This window comes from Streptomyces sp. GbtcB7, from assembly GCF_019091445.1.
Lineage (GTDB): Bacteria > Actinomycetota > Actinomycetes > Streptomycetales > Streptomycetaceae > Streptomyces > Streptomyces mirabilis.
Genome location: NZ_JAGXJM010000039.1, coordinates 98,408 through 104,407 on the forward strand (window position 1 = coordinate 98,408; position 6,000 = coordinate 104,407).

Below are 6,000 nucleotides of genomic sequence, written 5' to 3' on the forward strand. Positions count from 1 at the left end.
CCGGGAACAGCCGGTCCGGCCGGCACGGTTGCATCGACCGAGGGACCGGCGCCCCACGGGCGGGGAACACGGAGACCACAAGGTCGTCCGCCCCACCAGGGTCCGGGCCCCAGGATCGCGGTACGCCCGCCGCGCTACTTGGACCAAGACGTATTTCTGCAGGAGGACTGTTTCATGACTGACCGGCCCTTGACGCTCATGGCAGTACACGCCCACCCCGACGACGAGGCCACCGGAACCGGAGGGGTCCTCGCGCGGTACGCGGCGGAAGGCATCCGCACGGTTCTCGTGACGTGTACCGACGGCGGTTGCGGTGACGGACCGGGGGGTGTCAAGCCGGGCGATCCCGGGCACGATCCGGCGGCGGTCGCCTTGATGCGCCGTCAAGAACTTGAGGCGAGCTGTGACGTCCTGAAGGTCAGCGATCTGGAGATGCTGGACTATGCCGACTCCGGGATGACGGGCTGGCCGAGCAACGACGCCCCCGGATCCTTCTGGCAGACCCCCGTGCAGGAAGGCGCGGCCCGACTCGCGGAACTCATGCGGCACTACCGACCTGATGTGGTCGTCACCTACGACGAGAACGGCTTCTACGGCCACCCCGACCACATCCAGGCCCACCGCATCACGATGGCGGCGCTGGAGATGACCGCGCTGACACCGAAGGTGTACTGGACCACGATGCCCCGCTCGATGATGCAGCGGTTCGGCGAGATCATGCGCGAGTTTCATGAGGACATGCCGGAGCCGGATCCTGCCGAGGCCGCCGCGATGGCCGAGATCGGCCTCCCCGACGATGAGATCACCACGTGGGTGGACACCACCGCGTTCAGCGGTCAGAAGTTCGACGCGTTGGCCGCGCACGCCAGTCAGGGCGAGAACATCTTCTTCCTCAAGATGGGCAAGGAGAGGTTCGGCGAGTTGATGGGCATGGAGACCTTCGTACGTGTCCAGGACGCCACCGGCGCGGCCATACCCGAGAACGATCTCTTCGCCGGACTGCGCTGATCCGCCCGTCCGACGGGGGTCTGGGAAAGCTCATCGGCCGCACGGCGCGATCGAGCGTGCTCGCACACCTGGAGGCTTGTCCACGCGGGTTCCGCTCCGGCAGCCCGCGTCCAGGCCCTCGCCGACGGCGTCGACGCGTGCCCGCACTTCCGACCCGACACTGAGCTCGTCCCCAAACCACCTGGCAACCGCACAGGTGGGAGACCTGCGGGCTGCTGACTCGGAAGGTGCGCGACAGCCCAGGTCACAAGCCCGGCGGTCTGCTCCGATCAAGACAGACCGCCGGGGAAGCGACACGAAGCTGAGGCTCCGATGTCCGACACGCCGTGAGGCAACGGAAGAAGCAGCAGGTCACGAGGGCGGTCTCCGACACCAACGCGAGACCCTACAACCAGCTGTACGATCTCAAAATCGACACCTTCGGGTCGAACGCGACGAGCTGGAAGCCTGGCCCGACGTACCGCGCGGCGTTCGCGATGGCCTCGCCGCCGCCCCACAGCCGCCCCCGCCTCCCCTGCGGGATCAGCGCTCCGTACGCACCGGGTGCTTGCTCATGATCGAGACCCGGTTGAACGCGTTGATGGTGATCGCCACCCAGATCACCGCGGAGATCTGGTCGTCGGTGAGGACGTCACGGGCGCCCGCCCAGGCGGTTTCCTGCGCGGCGGCGTCGGTCGGCCCGGTCGTCGCCTCCGCCAGCGCGAGGGCCGCGCGTTCCGCGGGAGTGAACAGCTCGGTGTCCCGCCAGGCGGCCAGCACTCCGAGCCGCTGCGTCGTCTCGCCCGCACGCAGGGCGGCCCGGGTGTGCACGTTGAGGCAGTAGGCGCAGCCGTTGATCTGCGACACGCGGAGGTTGATCAGCTCCACCACGGTCCGGTCGAGCCCCGCGTCGGCGGCAGTCGCGCGCACCGCTTCCGACGTCTGGACCAGTGCGTGGTAGGCCTTCGGGCTCTGCTTGTCGATGAAGATCCGCTGCGTCGCGGTTCCTGTCGCGTGGCTGCTCAACCCCGGACTCCGTCCTACTATGCTGCGAGTATCATTGTTGAATCTGAAACTATCATGGTGACGGAAGGCGGTCCCCGGTGAGCGATGTCGACGTTCTCTCCCCACGTGACGTACCCCTGGGCGGCCCGCGCGCGATGACCGTGCGGCGCACGCTGCCGCAGCGCGCGCGGACCCTGATCGGAGCATGGTGCTTCGCCGATCACTACGGTCCCGACGACATCGCCGAGACGGGCGGCATGGACGTCGCCCCGCATCCGCACACCGGACTGCAGACGGTGAGCTGGCTGTTCAGCGGGGAGATCGAGCACCGCGACAGCCTCGGCAGCCACGCGTACGTACGGCCCGGCGAGTTGAACCTCATGACGGGCGGGCACGGCATCAGCCACTCGGAGGTGTCCACCCCGGGCACCACGGTCCTGCACGGAGTCCAGCTGTGGGTGGCGCTGCCCGAGGAACACCGGCACGCTGAGCGGGACTTCCAGCACTACGTCCCCGAGCCCCTGCGGATCGAGGGGGCCGAGATCAGGGTCTTCCTGGGCTCTCTCGTCGGTCAGGAGTCTCCTGTACGCACCTTCACACCCCTGCTCGGCGCCGAGGTCGTCCTCGAGCCGCATGCGACGGTCACGTTCGCCGTGAACCCCGACTTCGAGCACGGGCTGCTCGTCGACCACGGAGACGTCCGCATGGCCGGCACCCTGCTGCGTCCGGCGGAGCTGGGCTATGCCCAGGCCGGAACCGCAGCTCTGACGTTGGTGAACGAGTCCGACGACCCGGCTCGCACCGTACTGCTCGGCGGAACCCCGTTCGAGGAGGAGATCGTCATGTGGTGGAACTTCATCGGCCGTAGCCATGAGGACATCGTCCGCGCCCGGGAGGACTGGGCGAACGCCTCCGATCGCTTCGGCGCCGTCGAGGGGTACCCGGGGGACCGTCTTCCCGCTCCCGTTCTTCCGCATGCCACCATCTCGCCGCGCGGCAACCCGCCGCGTCGCCGACCCGCATCCGAAAGGCACCTCATGACCGAGTCGTCTCCCGCCGCTCCGATCGTCGAGCGGAACGACGCCAGGCATCGCTACGAAATCCTGGTCGACGGCAAACGCGCCGGCCTCACCGCCTACCGCGACCGCGGTGAACAGCGCGTCTTCTTCCACACGGAAGTCGACGACGCCTTCGCCGGGCAGGGCCTGGCCGCGCGGTTGGTCGAGTACGCGCTCACCGACGTGCGCGACCTCGGTATGCGAATAGTGCCCGTATGCCCCTACGTCGCGAAGTTCCTGAAGAAGCACGACGAGTTCGCCGACATCACCGATCCCGTGACCCCCGAGGTCCTGGCGTGGCTGGACACGCAACTGGGCTGACCCACACCCCCTGCCACCGCTCCCCGGCCGAGCCGCCGCCGCGCAGGCGCCGGCGCGAGGCCGGGGGCGGAAGCCGGCCCCTTCGTACGATCGTCAGCGTCAGCCGCGCACTGTCCGTGCCGCTCAGGCGGATCTGCTGAGTCGTCCACTCGCCGCGGAGGACGAGCCACGGGTTGTCGTCGGCGTCACGGTGGAGGACCAACTCGGGGAAGTCGCTGCTGTGGAGACGCAGCCGAAGCCGGCACGACCGGGGCGCGGCCGGTATCCGACGTGGCCACATCCAGCTCGTTGTCCAGAACCCGTACGCCTCCCTCGACTCGCGCCAGACCGTCGGCGACGCTTTCGTACTGACCTCGCCGGAGCACCCGTACACCCACCACCTGCTCGCGGCCGTCCCCCGCGAGGGCCGACAACCGAGGCGCTTACGGGTAGCCCAAATGTGCTTGTCCGCCATTCCGGCACCGCACTACCTTGCCGGTTGGCACACGCCAAAACGGAACCCAAGCGCGACGCGGTGACGTACTGGGACATCGCCGAAACGCCTCCGCCCGGTGACGACCCGCTCGACGCACTGACCGTCCGCCTGGCCGCCGCGTACGAAGAGCCGCGGCTGCTCAAGTTCCACTTGGACGACCTCGGTTCCGCCGCCGGTCGCGCCGCCGAACTCGCCGACCCGGCCCTCCGGGTCAGCACCCGCGACGAGGTCCTCACCGCGGGCGACTACCTCTCCGCGTACGTCCTGGAGTGGACGCTGCACCACCTCGACCTGGTCGCGCACCTCCCGGAAGGGACGGGACCGCCCGCGGAGGGACTTGCCCGGTCACGCGAGATGCTGGAGAAGATCGCCCGGGCCACGTTCCCCGCGTCGTTGTCCGACAAGGACGCGCTACTGGTCGGCACCGGACGGCGCGCCCCGACCGACGCGGAGAAGGCCGAACTGGGCGACTTGGCCACGAAACCCCCGCTCGTCATCGGATGATCGTCCGGCTGAACGGACCCTTCGGCGTGGGCAGAACCGAACGGGGCGCCTGATGGGGCTGCCTGCGGCCAGCGCCGGCTCCGCCGGGCGAACCGCTGGAGGGGGGCGAGTCGCCTCCGTGTTCGTCTTCAGGCCACCGGTTTGCCGACCGCACGCGCGCCATGCACGCGTTCCTGGCGGTCTGTCACAGCAAGCGGTCCGTCGCCCGGCAACGGCAAAGCTGTCCCACCAAGCTCGACGCCTGGAAGCTGTAGGAGGAGATCAAGGAACAGAGGGCTGCCCGCACGGCTATGGCACCGTCCGGGACTACGTCAGCCGGACGTTGCGCGGCAAACCCCAGCCGGTCGGCCCCCCGGCCCCCCGCCCGATCCGTCACCCGCTGGATCCTCACCCAGCCCGCCGCCCTGACCAAGGGCGATCGGTTTCAGCTTGGGACGCCCTCGACCGGCAGTCACTGCATCCCGAGAACATGAATCCGCGGCTTCCCTGGGTAGGGACTTCGCCCTGCTCGGGTCGGCCGGCGCTCCTCGACCGTGACAGCCCGCAGGCCCCGTCTGCGCGGGACCGCTGGAGGGGCGCTGGCCGGGTGGCCGGTGTCGCCGTCGAACAGGTACGTCTCGATGAAGGAGATGCCGACGTACTCGGGTGTGGCGTCGGACAGCAGCGGACGGATCCGCGACCACGCCCCGTCCGCGCCGACCAGGAGACCGATCTCCACGGTCGCCCCGTCCGCGAACGTCACTTCGTGCCGGCCGCCCCCGAGAGACCGGACCGCGTTGGCCTTGTACCCCCACTTGATCGTGTCGGCCGGCAGCGAGTCGAGCAGAATCTGCCGTAGGGCACCGCGGTGGACCTCCGGACGCCCGCCGGTGCAGTCGTCGGGTTCGTCGAGGAGCACGGTTCCGTCCCGGTCGAGGACCCGCGTCGCCTCACCGCCCTTGTGGATGAGGCCGCGGAACTCCCGAGGAGGTCGGCCGCGTCGAGGGCGAGCTGGCCGTTGTAGTCGTGGATGTCGAGCATGCCGCCCTGCGTGCGGGCGTTCGGTGAGGTCTCCGCCTCGTAGACCGTGGCCGGGATGCCGTGGACGTGGAGGACACGGGCGAGTGTCAGTCCTCCGAGCCCGGCACCGATGATCGTGACGTCAGTGGTCATGGTGGTTCCCTGCCTGTCGCAGCCCGCCGGGCGGGCACCCGGCAGACCCTCTCTGGAACGTCGTTCCAACACAGCCCGGAACGACGCGAGGAACCGCTCTCCCGCCAGCGCATCGTCGAAGCCGCGATCGGACTTCTCGACACCGCCGGCGAGGGCGCACTCACCTTCCGCGCACTGGCCGAACGCCTCGCCACCGGACCCGGCGCCATCTACTGGCACGTCACGGGCAAGGACGAACTCCTCAACGCCGCCACCGACGCCGTCATCGCCACCACCACGACCACCGACACCACCACGACCGTCGACACCACCGGCACCGCTGACGCAACGCCGCAGGAAGCGATCCGCACCCTCGCACTCGGCGTGTTCGACGCGATCGACGCCCACCCCTGGATCGGCACGCAACTCGCCCGCGCCCCGTCCCAGTCACCCATCCTGCGGGTCTTCGAACACCTCGGACGCCACATCCAAACCCTCGGCGTACCCCACCCCGCCCAG

4 protein-coding genes and 2 pseudogenes are annotated in these 6,000 nt (G+C 69.2%); 4 read left to right on the forward strand and 2 right to left on the reverse strand.

What is annotated here, in order from left to right; all coding sequences use genetic code 11:
- The first annotated feature begins 174 nt into the window (after positions 1-174).
- On the forward strand, positions 175-1,008 hold the full coding sequence (locus tag KVT44_RS44255) for a PIG-L family deacetylase (protein ID WP_217573683.1): 834 nt from the start codon (positions 175-177) through the stop codon (positions 1,006-1,008).
- A 522-nt stretch (positions 1,009-1,530) separates the two neighbouring features.
- On the opposite strand, the gene KVT44_RS44260 is transcribed toward KVT44_RS44255, so the two are convergent.
- Complete coding sequence (locus tag KVT44_RS44260; RefSeq protein ID WP_190174875.1) at positions 1,531-2,013, reverse strand: carboxymuconolactone decarboxylase family protein; 483 nt, start codon at positions 2,011-2,013, stop codon at positions 1,531-1,533.
- A gap of 77 nt (positions 2,014-2,090) precedes the next feature.
- Here KVT44_RS44260 and KVT44_RS44265 point away from each other — a divergent pair, with 77 nt between their 5' ends.
- Positions 2,091-3,371: a bifunctional pirin family protein/GNAT family N-acetyltransferase gene (locus KVT44_RS44265; RefSeq protein WP_308314275.1), complete on the forward strand. Its 1,281-nt coding sequence runs from the start codon at positions 2,091-2,093 to the stop codon at positions 3,369-3,371.
- A 496-nt stretch (positions 3,372-3,867) separates the two neighbouring features.
- Positions 3,868-4,350 (forward strand): annotated as a pseudogene (locus KVT44_RS44270) (maleylpyruvate isomerase); the annotation flags it as partial.
- Positions 4,351-4,924: 574 nt separating this feature from the next.
- Here the strand turns inward: KVT44_RS44270 and KVT44_RS44275 are convergent.
- Positions 4,925-5,502 (reverse strand): annotated as a pseudogene (locus tag KVT44_RS44275) (FAD-dependent oxidoreductase); the annotation flags it as partial.
- 111 nt (positions 5,503-5,613) lie between these two features.
- Here KVT44_RS44275 and KVT44_RS44280 point away from each other — a divergent pair.
- Positions 5,614-6,000: helix-turn-helix domain-containing protein (locus KVT44_RS44280; RefSeq protein WP_308314279.1), on the forward strand; the 387-nt coding region annotated here is incomplete at its 3' end.